The following is a 16,369-nucleotide window of genomic DNA, read 5'->3' as shown; positions in this document are numbered from 1 at the left end:
AATATTTCTAATATTCTTTATTTTGGTACTACTGCTGAGAATACTGTTTGAACGGTATTCTCCTTATTTTTTAAAAATCATTTGCGGAATCTCTGTTTCTCGGCGGCAGCGGTTTATTTCTCTTGCTATTGGTGGTATAATAAAATTTAGTGTTTTAAATTAGGAGTGAGTTTAATGGAAAGAGAAATATATTTAGATAATGCTGCAGCTACTAAGGCACTGCCGGAAGTTACTGCAGCTGTAGTTGATGCTTTAGAAAAAAGCTATGCCAATCCTTCTTCTCTACATCGTTTTGGTTTAAAGTCAGAAAAGATTTTAAAAAAGAGCAGAAAAATAATTGCTGAGTATCTTGAAGTTAAAGCTAAAGAAATCATTTTTACCTCCGGTGGTACAGAAAGCAATAACCTGGCCATTAGAGGAATAACAAAAGCTTATGAGAATCGGGGCAGACATCTGATTACTTCCCCCATCGAACATTCTTCAGTAGCTGAACTTTTTAAGGCTTTAGAAAATGAAGGCTGGCAGGTAGATACAGTTAATGTTGATCAGGAAGGGCATGTTGACCTGGAGCATTTGAGTCACTTAATTACTGAAAAAACAATTCTTGTCAGCATTATGCAGGTTAATAATGAGCTGGGAACTATTCAGCCCACCAGAAAAATTGCTGAAATTATAAAAAGGAAAAATCCACTCAGCTTTTTTCATGTAGATGGAGTTCAGGCTTTTGGAAAGATCTACAGCAATTTGAGCCAGTGGCCGGTCGATCTTTATTCAATCAGCGGCCACAAAATCCATGGTCCTAAAGGAATAGGTGCTTTATATATTAAGGAGGGGACTAACTTAAAACCCTTAGTCTATGGTGGAGGTCAGGAAAGAAATTTGCGCTCCGGAACAGAAAACATCCCGGGAATTGCTGGACTGAGAGAGGCAGTAAAAAAATTGCCCCAGCTTTCAGCAGCAGAAAAAGCTGATAAAAATTTAGCTAAAATAAGGACGTATTTGCTGAACTATCTGCAGGAAATTGAGGAAGTGGTAATTAATTCTCCCACAGCTGGGGCCCCTCATATTATAAATTTTTCTCTCCCAGGTATTAAAGGAGAGACAATGCTGCATGCTCTCGAAAGTCAGGGGATTTATATTTCAACAGGCTCAGCCTGTTCTTCCAAGAAAAAGGGCAGCAGAATTATTAATGCCTGCGGCCTCTCTCAAAAGCGGAGTGAGAGTGCTCTTAGGGTAAGTTTAAATAAAGAAATTACTAATGATGATCTAGATTATTTTATAAAAACTTTAGAAGAACAGATTAATTTTCTGAAACTTTTTTAATGAGGTGAAAAATTTTGTATGATTTAATAATTATTCGTTATGGAGAAATTGGCCTGAAAGGTGATAATATCAATGATTTCATTTCCCAGCTGGTCTCAAATATTGAAAGGGCAGCAGCAGATCTGGGAGATTTTGAAATCAGTACTGTTTACGGGCGGATTTTTCTTTATGCAGAAAGTGATCAGATTGAAAAAATTGTCGAAAGACTGGTCAATGTACCGGGAATTATTTCTTTAAGTCCGGCTCAGAGACTGAGAATTGGCAAAAAAATAGCTGATTTTAATGAGCAGGATTTTAAGGAATTGAAAAATAAGGCGGTTAGGCTCTTTAAAGCTGAGGTTCAAAACTATCCGACTACTTTTAAAATGGAAACTACCCGAGCAGATAAGTCCTTTCCGATCGAAAGTCCTGAGCTTAATCGAGAGCTTGGGGGAGAAATTTTAAGAGAGGTTGAAAGTCCAGAAACTCCTCTCAGTGTTGATGTCCATCAGCCTGAACATCTTTTTGAAGTTGAAATCAGAAGAGGGAAGATTTATCTTTTCATCAGGCGAGAGGCTGGCCCGGGTGGTCTACCCGTTAAGTCATCGGGTAAAGCATTACTTCTATTATCTGGTGGAATTGACAGTCCAGTGGCCGGCTGGCTTGGATTAAAGAGAGGTCTATCCTTAAATGCAGTTTACTTTGATTCCCCTCCCTATACTTCTGAGCGAGCAAAAGAAAAGGTAATTGACCTGACAAAAGTTTTAAGCCGTTATGGTGGAGAAATAAAACTGCAAATTCCCTATTTTACAGAAATCCAGCAGGAAATATTAAAAAAATCACCACGCAGATATACTGTAACTATTATGCGGCGAATGATGATTAGAATTGCCAACCGACTGGCAGAAATAAATAACGAACTGGCACTAGTAACCGGAGAAAGCCTGGGCCAGGTAGCAAGCCAGACTCTGGAGGGACTGCGCTCATCTGATGAAGTAGCTGAATTCCCGGTTCTTCGCCCCCTAATTACCATGGATAAAAATGATATTATTGCTCTGGGAAAAAGGGTTGGCACTTATGAGATCTCAATTAGACCACATGAAGACTGCTGCACTATCTTTGTACCTGATAACCCGGCAACTCAGCCCAAACTCGATACCATCCACTTTGGAGAAGAAAACTTAGAAATTGAAGCCCTAATAGAGAGGGCATTAGAAAAAATGGAAGTCATTACAATTAATGAAGGTGCAGAATAACGTGCACCTACCGTTTACTTGTCAGTTTATGTCGAATTTTATTAATATAAAATCAGTTAAAGCTACTGTTTGTAATCCTTAATTTTCTTAAAAAAATAGTATCTATAAGAAATTAAAAGGAGCAGTAAATACTGCTCCTTTCTGCTTCTTTTTATAATAGTTCTTCAATATCCGCCCTGGTTTTTGTCGGATCAGTTGTTGGAGCATATCTGTTAACTACATTTCCCTCTCGATCAATTAAAAATTTGGTAAAATTCCACTTAATAATTCCACCAAGCAGAGAGCCAGTTTCACTCTTTAAATGAGGATTCTCGGCTAAAGCCATAAAACAATAGAAAAAAAGTAAATTATTTCAATAAATCAGTTAAAGAATTGAACTTTGAAAACTCCATACTAAAACTAACTATTTCTATAGAAAATTAAGCCAAAAATGGGCGCACTTCTCCCCGGGACCTGGAAGCTATTTTAAAAAAATAGCTTTAGAATAATCTAAAAAACTGTAACTATTTATGCTGCTCTGTAGTTAAACCAGGTGGTAATCCAGTCTTCTGGAGTTACAGCTGCTTCTTTAATCCAGGCATTAGCATGGATTGCTGCATCCCGCATGATTATTCTGATAAGCCAGCGAGATTTGGAGCGGACATTATCACTTTCCAGATCATAATCTGTTTTCACCCGGCTGTTGCGTCTTTCAGAAGAAGTTCTTTTCTTCATCACATTTTTCCATTTATGTGAACCGCGTGGGGTTGCAGTAAATATGCGATTATCCCACTCGGGTTTGGTATAAACAGTACGTCCATAATCTGAGTCACTACAATTAAAGATGGGACAATGAAAGTTTTTATGAGTAACATGGGGACATCTCCATTTAATACGACAGCTTTCTTTAATGTAGCCCCAGTTTACCATCGGAAAACCGCCTTTGCAGATGGGGACACCATCATCATTAACTTTTAAAGGTGGATCATATTTGAAATTCCCTTTGTTTTTTTCATTAAGGTCAATAAAAGGCTCAATCTCCCAGTGATCAAGCAGGTCATAGGTGGCATAATTATCGTGGGCACTATCTAAAATATCTTTACCAAAATTAAATTCAGGATAAAGATTTAACATTTCAAAGAGAGCCGAGGTATGAGATACACTATCATGTCTTGCAGCCTGATTGAGCACAGAATAAACAGGTAAATCATAGGAACTATCAGCAGCTGTAAAGGTGTAGTTACTGTAGCCATAGACATATCTACCACGATAGCTGTCCCAGCCCCAGGTAGCAGTGGGATCACTAAAGCGGCGAGGACAGCCGCAGTTAAAAATACCATTTTGACGGCAGTCACAGTCTCGGGTGCCCATAGGTGAAGCACCGGTTTCAAAAACCATGCCGTCACCGGAAACAGCCAGGTTAGAAGTATCTCCAAGGAGACCCCTTCTGGCAGAGGATAGAACAAAACATTCTTTGAATATTTGTTGAAGATATTTATCAGCTTTTTCAGGCTGAGGTTTATCTTCGTCTCTGAGGATGCGGTTAACCAGCCTCTGGACCACACCCTGGTGTTTTGGCGGCTGTTTCTGGTTCTTTTTGAGTTTCTTTTTGGGCTTTGAAAGAGGCTTATGCATTTTAGTGCAGCGTTCAACTCGTTTACCTGAATCAAAATCACAGAGCCTGTCTTCAAAATCATAGAAGGTACCTACTCCAGGCACATTACCGGGATAAAAGCCGGAGATAATAGCCCAGAATGGTTCGCTTTTCAGCTTTTTAACCCAGCGGGTAATGGAGCCGCCGTCACCATACTGACACATCAGCCAGTAGGAACGGAAAAGGCAGACAGGATCCCATGGTTTTTCACCACGGGGACGATAGGTAGAAAGCAGAATGTACCGGACAGAAACAAGATCAGTAAAAAAGACTTTTAAAATGACAGCTGCATTTAAAAAGACAGATTTAAAGAAGTGGTCATTGGCGTAATAGAGATTAAGCAGGAAGAATAAATGATTCTGAAACTCTTTGTGGGAACGTTCTGTTTTAAACATAAATAACACCATCCTGATTTAGTATTTAGGGTAAAAATATGTCCCTATATTTAATTATGGATGGCCGGAAAAATGACTTAAATGAAAAAGTCAAGTTTAAAAATTAAGGTTTAAAAGCTCTGGTGCTTTCTGGAGTTAATATATATGAATAAAAGTATATTAATCGCAGTTTTTATTCTGTTTAAGATACTTAATGATAAAGGGAAATATTGGTTTTGGACTGGGGTGAAAAATTTTGAAAGGTGCTATTAAGCCTTATCAATCAAGGGCTTATTTAGCCGAAAATCTTATAAATATTTAAAGAGGGGATGAGCATCACTTCCATTGACTTTGATTTTTTCGAACATCTTAAATGTAACGCCGTAATTGAGCTGACAGAACTCCCTGATTTCTTCGTTTGTACCTGAATCCTGATTTGCAAATTGGTTGCAGGGAAAACCCAAAATTTCAAACCCCTGATCTTTATATTCCTGATACAGCTCTTCTAAGCCTTCGAATTGAGGAGTTAGTCCACATTCGCTGGCCGTATTTACTATCATTAAAACTTTACCCTTATAATCTGCCAGATCAACTTCCTGTCCCATAATATCATTTGCTTTAAAATCATATACACTCATCATTATCTCTCCTTTTGGCTTTATAAAATTAAATTGTGCACAATTAATCATTTAAAAATATAAGTTAAACCCTCTTTGACAAGGATTTAACTCTCATCTTTAAATTGACTTAATACCTGGTCTAAATTATTTTTTAATTTAACTAAAGTTTCTGGATCTCCCTCAAACTGGGAATATAATTTTTCTGGTATCTCTACAGCATCCTCTTTCATTTCTCTACCACCGGCAGTTAACCTGAGTTCAACTATTCTTTCATCTGCCTGAGAACGATATTTTTCAACCAGTCCCTGTTTAACAAGTTTTTTTACCACCGGAGAAAGGGTTCCAGAATCAAGATATAGTTTTTTTCCCAATTCTTTCAGTGAAATATTTTCTTTTTCCCATAAAACCAGCATTGTAATGTACTGGGTATAGGTTAAATTATATTTATCCAGTAAAGGTTTATATAACTGAATCACCTTCCGAGATAAAGCATAAAGGGGAAAACAAATTTGATTTTCTAATTTTAAATTCTCAAAATCAGACATTGGCTCACCTCAATTTAGATTTTATATAATTAAATTGTACTCAACTTAATTAATTATACACTTTTTTTATGGCATTTGTCAATAGCTTTTAGTTAATTTTCGAAAATATTTCGTCCACCTGAATCTTCAATCCCTTAAAATGTTTAGATTTCAAAACTTGATCCGGGAACAGATCATTTACTGTTTCTAGATCTCTATCATCGGTGAAAATATACTGAGTTATTTTCTTGTTTTCAGGATCAACGATCCAATATTCTTTGACTCCACTTTTTGAATATAAATTCAATTTTAAAATAAGATCCCTTTTTTTAGTTGAAGGAGAAAGAACTTCTACTAAAAGTTCCGGTATTCCCTGGTACTTATCATCCACAACATTTTCCGGATCACAGATCACCATTATATCAGGCTGAACAACATTTGGGTCTTCTTTAAATTTAGGTGCATATCCCTGTAGTTTAATGTCAAGTGGAGATGTTAAAGGACTGCATTTATGATTTCTAAAATAATTATTTAAATGCCAGGAAATCTCATTTACAAGCATCTGATGTCTAAAACTGGGGGAAGCCATTAAAAATACCTCGCCATCTATCAGCTCATAACGCTGATCAGAACCTTCTACAAGTTCCAGATATTCCTGATAACTTACCCTTTTATAACTTTTCGAATTATAGTCTCTGGCTTCTTCTTTAATATAATCCCTGTAATCAAAGTAATTGCTCAGCTTCGCCACAGCCTTACCATTTTTGAGCACAATAATATCCTCTTTTTCCACCAGTGCTAAATACTTGCCAAATGAATTCTGTAAATCAGTACTGTTAACCCTCATCTTCCCCCTCCTTTAACTATATTATAACATATATTAGCTAAAATTATAATAAAATTAGCTAAAATAATCAATTTTTGGACATTTAATTACAAAAACCGACAGGTACCAGGTACCTGTCAGTATATTTAATTTTCTTTTTCAGTAAAACCTTCTATTACTTTATGATAATCTCCTCTCGCTTTTAAAAGATGAGTTAAAATTTCTCTGACTGCACCTTCTCCACCCTTGAATTCTGATATTAAATCAGAAACTTCTTTGACCTCTGCTGCTGCGTCTCTGGGGCAGCCTGCAAATCGGGCTTCCTTCATCACTGCCAGGTCATTTAAATCATCACCAAGATAGGCCAGATTTCCATAAGTAATCCCTTTTTCTCTCATCAATTTCTCTAAAGCATTTTTTTTATCTCTAACTCCCTGATAGTACTCTTCTATTCCCAGCTCAGCTGCTCTGCGAGCCACAACTTCAGATTTTCTTCCGGTCATAATTATTACATCATAACCCAATTTTATTGCAGCAACTAACATCAGGCCATCTTTAACATTGAAAGATTTAAATTCATTTTTGCCATTATCTAAATATACCCTGCCATCTGTCAGTGTCCCATCAACATCCAGAAAAATAGTATTAATCTCCTTCACTCTAATCCCTCCATTTCTAATCAAAACAACTTACAAACTACATTTATTATATGTTTTTAGAAAGCATTCTGCAATGTTTGCCGCCAAATCAATAAAACCCCCAGTCTTAAGCTGAGGGCAATGTTAAAGAGATTATTATTTTAGATGGTGCTTTTCTGCTTTTCTTTTTTTAGTTTCAATTTAGCTGCTTTTTCTGCCGCTTCTCTTTCTTTGGCCCGATAATTTAAATACCCGGCTGAGATAATTAAAACTGCACCCAAAACTGAAAACAGATCCGGTATTTCCTGGAATAAAAGCAGTCCCAAAATTGAAGAGAAAACAATATTAGCATAAGTATAGATTGAAAGTTCTCCTGCCTCTGCGTGCCGGTAGGCATTTGTCATAAATAACTGAGCTGCTGCTGCAAATAATCCTAAAGCTAATAAGGCAGCTGCCTGGATAGCTGTAGGAATTATAAAACTACCACTGAGCAAAAATGGTATCATTGCCAGGGTTGAAAAAAGACTGAAATAAAAAACTACTGTAGCTGCTGAATCAGTTTTGCGCAGCTGTCTGACTATTGTATATGCAATTCCCGCAAATAAACTGGACATTAAGGCAATTAAAGCTGGTATTATATTAGAATCAAAGCCCGGTCTGATTACCAGTATAGCCCCTAAGGCTGCAGTCACTAAAGCAATTAGCTGTTTTTTAGTAATTTTCTCTTTTAAGAATAAAGCTGCAAAAACCATTACAAAAAACGGGGACATTTTATTTAAAATTACTGCATCAGATAGTTTAATATTTGCCAGTGCATAAAAATAGGCCGCAATCCCTAAAACTCCAAATATACTGCGTAAGATTAAAAGCTTTTTATTATTTCCGGTCAGTGAGCTGCCGCTTTTTTTGACCAGGCTAAAGGCTACAAAAATACCAACTAGATTTCTAAAAAATATCTTCTCTGCTGTCGGCATATCACCTAAATATTTAACTGTAGCTGCCATCAAAGCAAAAAAGAGTGATGATAAAAGTATATAGGTTATTCCCTTTTTTCTATTTTCCATTGTTTACACCTCTTCTTATAGACTTATAAACTTATTGAGTTATTAACAAGTTATCAACAGGCACCAGCTGCAAAAATGATTTTGCAGCTGACACTATGATATTCATTATCATTATTATATAGATTATCTGCTCTTATGTAAAGCAAAAACTCCACCTTTTGGTGAAGTTTTTAAAATCGGTTTTCAAATTTTAGTTTTGCTCGTCCAGAGCCTCTTTAAGTGTGTGCCAGGATAAAACAGCACACTTAACTCGAGCCGGCATGTTGGAAATATTCTTTAAGGCCATTGCATCTTTTAGCTTTCTCAATTCCTGCTGATCTTCTATATCTTTTTTGATCATCGCAATAAAAGTTTCTACAAGCTCCAGGGCCTCTTCAATGCTTTTTCCTTTAATTAAATCAATCATAATGGAAGTTGAAGCCTGCGAAATCGCACAGCCGCTGCCTGTAAAAGCTGCGTCACTGATAGTATCGCCATCAATTTTCAGCTCCAGAGTTATATCATCTCCACAGCTTGGATTGTGTCCATGTTCACTTAAATCAGCATCCTCTAAAGCATGTTTATTGCGGCTGTTTTTATTATGCTCCATTATTAATTCTGTATAAACTGAATCAAGATCCATAACCAAAAACCTCCCTTACTTTCTCCAGGGATTCCAGAAAACGGTCCACTTCTGATTTTGTATTATAGAGATAAAAACTGATACGTCCGGTAGAATTAATCTGATAGTAGTTCATTAAAGGTTGAGCACAGTGATGCCCAGAACGAATAGCAATCCCCTCACTGTCAACTATTGTAGCCAGATCATGAGAGTGAACTCCTTCTATATTAAAAGAAATTATCCCACCGCGATTTTCTAAATCAAGCGGCCCGGCTATCTCTACATAGTTTAATTCTTTCATTTTATCCAGCGCATAGGCTGTTAAATCAAGCTCATGGGCTTTAATTTTATCCAGTCCTATCTCTTCTAAATATTCAATTGCTGCCTGTAAACCAACTGCACCTTCAACATTGGGAGTACCAGCTTCAAATTTTTCGGGAAGTGGGGCATAAGTAGAACCCTGTTCTTTTACATATTCTATCATACCTCCACCTTTTAGAAAAGGAGGTAATTCATCTAAAAGATCTTTTTTCCCATATAGTACACCGATCCCCATGGGTCCCAGCATCTTATGGCCGGAAAATGCATAAAAATCAGCATTCATTTCTCTAACATCAGTCTTAATATGAGGAGCACCCTGAGCCCCATCAACAACAACTAAGGCCCCTTTTTGGTGGGCAAGTTCTGTCATCTCTTTAACCGGGTTAATTACCCCACTTACATTTGACATCTGCGAAATACTGAAAATCTTTGTTTTATCTGTCAATTTTTCTTTCAGCTCTGACAGAGGAATTCTATAATTTTGATCTGGATATAAAAATTTTAAATTTAAATTTTTTCTCTCGGCCAGCTGCTGCCAGGGAAGAATATTACTGTGATGTTCAAGCACAGAAATTAAAATTTCGTCTCCCTCTTCAACCACAGCTTCCAGACTATTTGCCAGCAGATTTAGAGACTCCGTAGTATTGCGGGTAAAAATAATTTCTTCTGTTTTTTCTGCATTGATAAAATCCCTGACCTTAGCTCTGGCGTTTTCGTAAGCCTCAGTAGCCCGAATACTTAATGTATGAGCACCCCGGTGTGGATTAGCATTAATTGTACGGTTGTAGTTATCTACTGCATCTAAAACAGCTTCCGGTTTTTGAGTTGTAGCCGCATTATCAAAGTAAATAAGATCTTTACCATTAATCTGCTGATTTAAAATTGGAAAATCGTCTTTATATTTTTCAGCAAAGTTCTGGTTAGTTTTATTTTCTTTAACTGCGGATTCTTGTTTTAACGTCATTAATAACACTTCCTTTAAGGTCATTAAGAGGTATTTTATCAAAAATTGGATTAAAAGCAGCTTCTACCATTAGCTGTTTGGCTTCTGCCTTCGTCAAACCTCTGCTCATTAGATAAAATAAGCGCTGCTCATCAATCTGACCTGCACTTACAGCATGTTCTCCTTCCACATTATCTTCTTCAGAAAATAATGCTGGTATAGAATCAGAATTTACCGTCTTATCCAGGAGCAGAACCTCTTCCTTTTCTGAACCATTTGCCTGGCTGGCACCCTTCTGGAAATATAAATCACCTCTAAAAACTTTCTGAGCTCTATCTTTTAAAACACCTTTACTTTCAATTTCACTGCTGCTGTGGCGCCCCTGATGATTCATTTTAAATCCTAGATCCATTTTGCGGTCACCATCAGCAAAATAGACTGAACTTATACTGGCTCTGCTGCCGTCATTCATCAGGGTGTTTTCATTATTGGTAACTGAATTTCTACCTCCCAGTTCAATTGGAATCCAGTTCAGCTCTCCCTGATTGGAGACAAGAGAAATATTGCTGTCAAAGTTATCGCTCTGATTATTAAATCGCTGTACCTTAACAATATTCAATACAGCATTATCTTTAACTATTACCCTGGTCAGTCCATTATGAAAAGCTTCTAAGTTTTGATCCTGCATTCTGTAGTCGATCACTACAGTTAGCCGGGAGTTTTCTTCAGCTACAATTAAATTATTATCGATTAAAACGGGATTTTCCTGATCAAGTTCATAAAAAATCTCAACCGGTAATTTTAATTCTACATTTTTTGGAACTTTGATGAAAAGACCTGTATTGTAAAAGGCTTCGGCCATTGCCAGATATTTAGGATCAAGCCCCTGATTACCCTTTTCGACTTTTTTATCTTTAAACTGATCCAGATAATTTAAGATTTCTTCTTCATTATTTAGATTATCTGTCATTCTTTTGATCAGCAGCTCATCCTGCCCCTTTTTATCTTTTAAATATTCCTTATTATAAGGGCTGTACTCTGGAAACTGATAGTCAATTAAATTTATTCTCTTATAATCACCCTGAGTCAAATTTTTAAAGAGATCAAAACTCTCTCTTCTTCTGCTGCTTAAAAGTTTTGACTGGCCGGTGGTTAAATTATCTACTAATTTTTTATTATACATCTCTTATATCACCTATCCTATAGTACCTTCGAGTTCAAGGTTGATTAGATTATTTAATTCAACTGCATATTCTAATGGTAATTCACTGGCAATTGGCTCCACAAAGCCGCGAACAATCATGGCCTTTGCTTCCTCTTCGCTGATTCCTCTGCTCATCAGATAAAAAACAGCTTCCTCACTAATTCGGCCAACTTTTGCCTCATGGCCGACATCAATATCATCAGTCTGCAGTTTCATTATCGGTAAAGTATCTGATTTCGATTCATTATCCAGCATCAGAGATTCGCAGGAAACTGAAGCCTTTGCACCATGAGCGTTTTTAGTTGCCTTAAGCAGACCACGGTAGTAAGCATGACCCCCATCTTTAGCAATCGAGCGCGAATTAACTGTTGAAGTTGTATCTGGAGCGTCATGAATCACCTGAGCCCCGGTATCTAAATACTGTCCTTCAGCGGCAAAGGTAACTCCGGTGAACTCTGCTCTGGCTCTGGCTCCCTTTAAAATACTCATTGGATAAAGCATTGAAACTTTTGAGCCAAAAGACCCAGAAACCCACTCAATAACACCATCTTCTTCTACTAAAGCTCTTTTAGTATTTAAATTGTACATATTACGGGACCAATTCTCTATAGTACTATAACGAAGTTTGGCACCCTTATTTATAAATAATTCTACAGCACCTGCATGGAGATTATTAACCGAATATTTTGGGGCTGAGCAGCCTTCAATAAAGTGAGCATTTGCTCCCTCTTCCAATATGATCAGAGTATGCTCAAACTGGCCTGAGCCAGGTGCATTCTGACGGAAATAAGACTGGAGCGGAATATTTACATCCACTCCTGCCGGAACATAGACAAATGATCCACCTGACCAGACAGCTCCATGCAGAGCTGAAAACTTATGATCATTAGGTGTGATTAATTTCATAAAGTGTTGTTTGACTAGATCCTCGTGCTGCTTAACAGCGTTTTCCATATCCATATAAATAACACCCTGTTCAACCATTTCTTCTTTTAGATTATGATAAACAACCTCAGAATCATACTGAGCACCTACTCCAGCTAAAGACTCTTTTTCTGCTTCCGGAATTCCCAGAGCATCAAAAGTATCCTTAATTTCTTCCGGCACCTGATCCCAGTCACTCTGGAGATCAGCGTCTGGCCTGACATAGGTAATAATATTATCCATATCTAAATCCGAAATATCAGCTCCCCAGGTGGGAACCTCTTTATTCTTATATATTTTTAAGGCTTTTAACCGGAATTTGAGCATCCATTCTGGTTCATCTTTTTCTCTAGAAATTTCTTTTATTACTTCAGGAGTTAATCCCTTAGCAGATTGATAACGGTGTTTCTCTACATTTTTTTCTTCGTGCAGACTGCGGTCAATATCATTGACTTCTGTCTTGTCGTTCATCTAAAAAACCTCCCTGTTCTCAAAACATTTAAATCTATCTTAAAAATACTTAATTCCCCCAAATCAATTTACCAGCTAGAGTAAAATAGCTAAAAATCTGTGTTAACAGTTACTTTTAGAATTACTCTCATCTAATACTTCTTTTTTATATTTAGCAAAACCTTCTCTTTCAATTTCTTCTGCCAGTTCCATATTTCCAGATTTGGCGATTCTGCCATCAACCAGCACATGCACATAATCAGGTTTTAGATAGTCTAAAATCTTATTATGATGGGTAATTATTATCATTGCATTATCTTCAGAAGCTACTTTTTTAATTCCTTCTGCAACAGTCTTGGTTGCATCAACATCCAGTCCAGAGTCTGTTTCGTCTAAAATAGCAAGTTTCGGTTCTAAAACTGCCATCTGCAGAATCTCATTTTTCTTTTTCTCTCCACCAGAAAAACCTTTGTTTAAATAGCGATCTGCATATGATTGATCAATATTAAGCAGATTCATTTTTTCTTCCAGAAGAAATTTAAAGTCAAAAATACTCTGCTGTTCTCCGCTGACTGCAGTTTTAGCAGTCCGCAGAAAATTTTCCACAGTTACTCCCGGGATTTCCTGAGGATATTGAAATGATAAGAAAATTCCTTTTTTAGCTCTTTTGTCTACTGCAAGTTGATTAATATTTTCTCCTTCAAATTCGATATCTCCATTTGTAATCTTGTGTTCAGGATGTCCCATCAAAACATTTGCTAGAGTTGATTTCCCCGCACCATTGGGACCCATAATTATATGAAGTTCACCTTTATTTACTTCTAAATTAATTCCATTTAATATTTTTTCTTCTTCAACTTTTGATTCCAGATTACAAATTTTAAGCAATTTTTTATCCATAATCTATGTCATCTCCTTTATTAAAGTTATCTGCTCAGCATACTGCTATTTATATCCTACAACATTGCTCAACTTTAGTCAAGGTTTTAGCTGAAAAAGTGATCCAATTTACATAAAAAGGTACCGGTTACCTGGAAAATTTATCCAGGTACCCGGTACCAACAGTACCAACAACAGATTATTCAATATATTTTTTTCTAAACAGCAATCTTAAAACTACATAAAGAGGTACTGCTGTTAAAGCCCCGATAAAACCAAATAAATAAACTCCTGATAAAACAACAAATAAAACTACAATTGGATGAATCTCCAGTCTTCTACCCTGAACCAGTGGTCGGATTACATTCCCTTCCAAGTACTGTGCTATCAAAATAGTGATTAATACTCCTAAAAACAAAAACCAGCTATTTGTCGCAGCAACAAAAACAGCAGGCAGACTGCCAAAAAAGGGTCCGATAATTGGAATTAAAGAGGTTATCATTGCAATAAATGCCAGTACCGCTGCATTGGGAAGTCTAATAATCAAAAATCCGATAAACATTACTAAGCCCAGGAAAAAAGCAACCACCACCTGGGAACTAATAAATGTCGAAAGCAGATGATCAACTTCCACCGCCAGTTTTTCAACTTTTCTTTTGTTTGCTTCTGGCACAATTGTCATCATATTATTGAATAACTTATGGTCATCTTTAAGTAAATAAAATAAAACAAATGGGATTAAGACTATTATTAAGCCAAAGTTAGTAATTGAACTAAAAATCCCCATATAATTATAAGAAGAGATTTGCTGGGCTAAGTCATTAGCATAAGAAAATATTCTCTGCCGTAATTTTAGCTCTTCTAAAAATTCCTGATCAATATTAATATATTCTCTTAAACTTTCAATTATTCCCAGAACAAAATTGTAAATATAGTCATAATTCCCACTCAAGGTCTGGCTCAATTCTTTACCCTGCTGATAAATTATACTGCCGCCAAAGTAGAAAACCAGGGTTAGAATTGCAATCACAGCCAGAAAAGAAATCACAATTGATAGGGACCTATTTTTAATCCACTTCTGCAAAAATAAAACCAGTGGTCTCATCAAATAATATAAAAAACCGCTAAACAGCAGCGGCAGCAGCACAAAACTGAGAACAGAAGTTAAAGGAGCTGTAAAATATGGAATCTGTCCTGCTAAAAATATAATGATCAGCAAAATGATTATTCCATGGCCAATTTTAAAAAACCGCTGACTGAACATATAAATCTCTCCTAACACTATTTTTTGTTTCTAAAATAACAGAAATATAAGATAACTAGTCATTATTATGATGATCATTTTCGGAAACTACTTTTATTGCTCTGGTAACTACAGAAACTAAATCAACCGAATGCTGCTGTTCAAGTCCCTCAGTTTTGGAGAAAACTTCTCCTTTAGAGGTGGCAACATATTTTGCCGGCAAACGGTTTAAAGCATAACTTGCCATATCCAGCAGACAGTCCTCATCTTTACAAATATCCTCAAATTCCTCTCTCTGCAGCATATCCTCCAGCATTTTTAAAACAACTTCCTCAGTTACATTATTTAATCTTCCTTTTAAATGTTTTAACTTCTCATCTTTTAACATAATTTTACCCCCAGGTTTTTTTATTTAGCTGATTCTTAAACCAAATATATTTCATCTCCTAAAATTATAATTCTTTATAAAAGTTAAAAACCCTGCCTGAAAAAGGCAGGGCTTTTAATTAATTTTTGAATAATGATAATACTTCTTCCAGCAGAGCTCTAATTTTTTCCGGTTTAATTAAGCTGCAGAATAATTTATACCAGGACTTTCCGCTTTTCCGGCTGCCCTTAAGCTGCCTACTCAATTACCAGCAGTGTATCTTCTGTATCAACACTATCTCCCACTTTTACTTTGATATCCTTAACAGTGCCTGATTGATCTGCAATAATTTCATTTTCCATTTTCATTGCTTCTAAAATTATTAATATATCACCTTCGCTGACAGTATCACCTTTTTTGACATTAATTTCTAAAATACTTCCCGGCATTGGGGCTGCTACATCTCCATCTCCAATTTCAGCTGGGGTTTCCATTTCTATTTGTGGGTCTTTGCCAGGTTTTGGAGCAGTAGTTTTAGCCTTGGATTTCGGCTCAACTGAACTGCTTCTGCTGCCAGGACTAGTTTTATGTTCTGACTTACCACTTTCTTCATTTTCCATTTCTTCTACTTTAACAATAAATTCTTCTCCATCTACCTCAACTTTAAATTTTTTCATATTATTCAGCTCCTATCTTTTCCAGTTTTGACTAGTTTTTTTAATAGAAATTATTTGATATTTTTTCTGCTGTTTTTTTTGACCATTCAATATTTGATAAACCGCTGCAGTTACTGCTGCAACTTTTTTTGGAGAAATCTCTTTATCCAATTCTTCCATTTTATCCTCCCTTTTTCTTTTAAAACTTCCGAGATTTTAATAGTTTTAACTACTTCTCTCTGTCTTTAACCACTGCTATACCTCTTCTGATTTTTGATCAACAATTTATAAAATAACACAGAAAAAATTAAAGTGGTATATTGCCGTGTTTTTTATGCTGACTATCTTCACGTTTATTGAACATCATTTCTAGACCATTGATCAACTTAGCTCTGGTTTCTTCCATTTTGATAACATCATTAACCATCCCTCTTTTGGCTGCAATGTAAGGGTTAGCAAAATTTTCTTTATAGTCATCAATTTTATCCTGGCGCAGCTTTTCCGGATCGTCTGCCGCTTTAATTTCTTTTCTGTAAATTACATT

General features: G+C 36.3%; 17 protein-coding genes and 2 pseudogenes. 2 read left to right on the top strand and 17 right to left on the bottom strand.

Features of this window, described 5'->3' with window-relative positions; genetic code table 11:
- Positions 1-174 precede the first annotated feature (174 nt).
- Both DFR79_RS15300 and thiI read left to right on the top strand, forming a co-directional pair.
- Positions 175-1,323, top strand: a complete 1,149-nt coding sequence (locus DFR79_RS15300) for a cysteine desulfurase family protein (RefSeq protein ID WP_133516334.1) — start codon at positions 175-177, stop codon at positions 1,321-1,323.
- A 14-nt stretch (positions 1,324-1,337) separates the two neighbouring features.
- Positions 1,338-2,558 (top strand): tRNA uracil 4-sulfurtransferase ThiI, encoded by a 1,221-nt coding sequence (gene thiI / locus DFR79_RS15295; RefSeq protein ID WP_133516333.1) that lies wholly within the window; start codon positions 1,338-1,340, stop codon positions 2,556-2,558.
- Between the two features lie 151 nt (positions 2,559-2,709).
- Here the strand turns inward: thiI and DFR79_RS15290 are convergent.
- The 17 genes and pseudogenes from DFR79_RS15290 to DFR79_RS15215 form a co-directional block, all read right to left on the bottom strand.
- Positions 2,710-2,859, bottom strand: a pseudogene (locus DFR79_RS15290) (glutathione peroxidase); the annotation flags it as partial.
- A 206-nt stretch (positions 2,860-3,065) separates the two neighbouring features.
- Complete coding sequence (locus DFR79_RS15285; protein WP_133516332.1) at positions 3,066-4,586, bottom strand: hypothetical protein; 1,521 nt, start codon at positions 4,584-4,586, stop codon at positions 3,066-3,068.
- A 290-nt stretch (positions 4,587-4,876) separates the two neighbouring features.
- Positions 4,877-5,203: pseudogene (locus tag DFR79_RS15280) on the bottom strand (glutathione peroxidase); the annotation flags it as partial.
- An 86-nt stretch (positions 5,204-5,289) separates the two neighbouring features.
- Positions 5,290-5,730, bottom strand: a complete 441-nt coding sequence (locus DFR79_RS15275; RefSeq protein WP_133516330.1) for a MarR family winged helix-turn-helix transcriptional regulator — start codon at positions 5,728-5,730, stop codon at positions 5,290-5,292.
- Between the two features lie 88 nt (positions 5,731-5,818).
- Positions 5,819-6,556: a Uma2 family endonuclease gene (locus tag DFR79_RS15270; RefSeq protein WP_133516329.1), complete on the bottom strand. Its 738-nt coding sequence runs from the start codon at positions 6,554-6,556 to the stop codon at positions 5,819-5,821.
- Between the two features lie 125 nt (positions 6,557-6,681).
- Entirely contained in the window at positions 6,682-7,194 is a 513-nt protein-coding gene (locus DFR79_RS15265) for a KdsC family phosphatase (protein ID WP_133516328.1), read from the bottom strand.
- Positions 7,195-7,334: 140 nt separating this feature from the next.
- Positions 7,335-8,237: a DMT family transporter gene (locus DFR79_RS15260; protein WP_133516327.1), complete on the bottom strand. Its 903-nt coding sequence runs from the start codon at positions 8,235-8,237 to the stop codon at positions 7,335-7,337.
- Positions 8,238-8,427: 190 nt separating this feature from the next.
- A complete protein-coding gene (gene sufU / locus DFR79_RS15255) occupies positions 8,428-8,859 on the bottom strand; it encodes a Fe-S cluster assembly sulfur transfer protein SufU (RefSeq protein WP_133516326.1) in 432 nt (143 codons plus the stop codon).
- Entirely contained in the window at positions 8,849-10,123 is a 1,275-nt protein-coding gene (locus DFR79_RS15250; protein ID WP_133516325.1) for a cysteine desulfurase, read from the bottom strand. Before DFR79_RS15250 ends, sufU begins: the two co-directional genes overlap by 11 nt.
- Positions 10,095-11,285 (bottom strand): Fe-S cluster assembly protein SufD, encoded by a 1,191-nt coding sequence (sufD, locus tag DFR79_RS15245; protein ID WP_133516324.1) that lies wholly within the window; start codon positions 11,283-11,285, stop codon positions 10,095-10,097. Before sufD ends, DFR79_RS15250 begins: the two co-directional genes overlap by 29 nt.
- A 12-nt stretch (positions 11,286-11,297) precedes the next feature.
- Positions 11,298-12,701: a Fe-S cluster assembly protein SufB gene (gene sufB, locus DFR79_RS15240; protein WP_133516323.1), complete on the bottom strand. Its 1,404-nt coding sequence runs from the start codon at positions 12,699-12,701 to the stop codon at positions 11,298-11,300.
- A gap of 102 nt (positions 12,702-12,803) precedes the next feature.
- Positions 12,804-13,580, bottom strand: a complete 777-nt coding sequence (gene sufC, locus DFR79_RS15235) for a Fe-S cluster assembly ATPase SufC (protein ID WP_133516322.1) — start codon at positions 13,578-13,580, stop codon at positions 12,804-12,806.
- A gap of 178 nt (positions 13,581-13,758) precedes the next feature.
- Positions 13,759-14,823, bottom strand: coding sequence for an AI-2E family transporter (locus tag DFR79_RS15230; RefSeq protein WP_133516321.1), 1,065 nt, complete (start codon positions 14,821-14,823; stop codon positions 13,759-13,761).
- Between the two features lie 55 nt (positions 14,824-14,878).
- A complete protein-coding gene (locus tag DFR79_RS15225; protein ID WP_133516320.1) occupies positions 14,879-15,190 on the bottom strand; it encodes a late competence development ComFB family protein in 312 nt (103 codons plus the stop codon).
- Between the two features lie 236 nt (positions 15,191-15,426).
- Complete coding sequence (locus DFR79_RS15220; protein ID WP_133516319.1) at positions 15,427-15,846, bottom strand: biotin/lipoyl-containing protein; 420 nt, start codon at positions 15,844-15,846, stop codon at positions 15,427-15,429.
- A 12-nt stretch (positions 15,847-15,858) separates the two neighbouring features.
- Positions 15,859-16,005 (bottom strand): hypothetical protein, encoded by a 147-nt coding sequence (locus DFR79_RS16200; protein ID WP_166638080.1) that lies wholly within the window; start codon positions 16,003-16,005, stop codon positions 15,859-15,861.
- 127 nt (positions 16,006-16,132) lie between these two features.
- The coding region (locus tag DFR79_RS15215; RefSeq protein ID WP_279512901.1) for a carboxyl transferase domain-containing protein at positions 16,133-16,369 on the bottom strand (237 nt) is incomplete at its 5' end.

It is taken from the genome of Halanaerobium saccharolyticum (assembly GCF_004362045.1).
In the GTDB taxonomy this organism is placed as follows: domain Bacteria; phylum Bacillota; class Halanaerobiia; order Halanaerobiales; family Halanaerobiaceae; genus Halanaerobium; species Halanaerobium saccharolyticum_C.
The sequence above is the reverse complement of the archived record's forward strand: the minus strand, read 5'-3'. Positions and strand labels throughout refer to the sequence as shown.